Below are 358 nucleotides of genomic sequence, written 5' to 3' on the forward strand. Positions count from 1 at the left end.
GGATATTTTTGAACAGAGAGGAGAAATTTTAAAGTTCTATCCTCTTCTGGATGTCTCAAAGGAAGAGCGCGATAAATTCATAAAAGCACATAACCTGCCTTTTCACCCTCTTGTGGCAAAAGGATATCACTCTATTGGCTGCTCCCACTGCACTGTTGCAGGTGATGAACGCAGCGGACGCTGGAACAATAATCCTAAAACAGAATGTGGGTTACACCTGTAAAAAAGATCCTGGACCGCTCCGCTGCAAGAGTCAAGAACCAAGACTAAATTCCTTTATTTTCGCATCTAATTTATTTAAGCTCCTGTAGGATTAAATAAAAAAATCCCGGAGTGATGAGTTCCGGGATTCTTTGTT

1 protein-coding gene is annotated in these 358 nt (G+C 41.1%); it reads left to right on the forward strand.

Annotated features, from left to right (window positions below; translation table 11 throughout):
- A partial coding sequence (locus HC175_RS21015; protein WP_168139916.1) for a phosphoadenosine phosphosulfate reductase domain-containing protein occupies window positions 1–223 on the forward strand: 223 nt, incomplete at its 5' end.
- Between the last annotated feature and the right edge of the window lie 135 nt (window positions 224–358).

The sequence above is a fragment of the Salinimicrobium oceani genome (assembly GCF_012037645.1).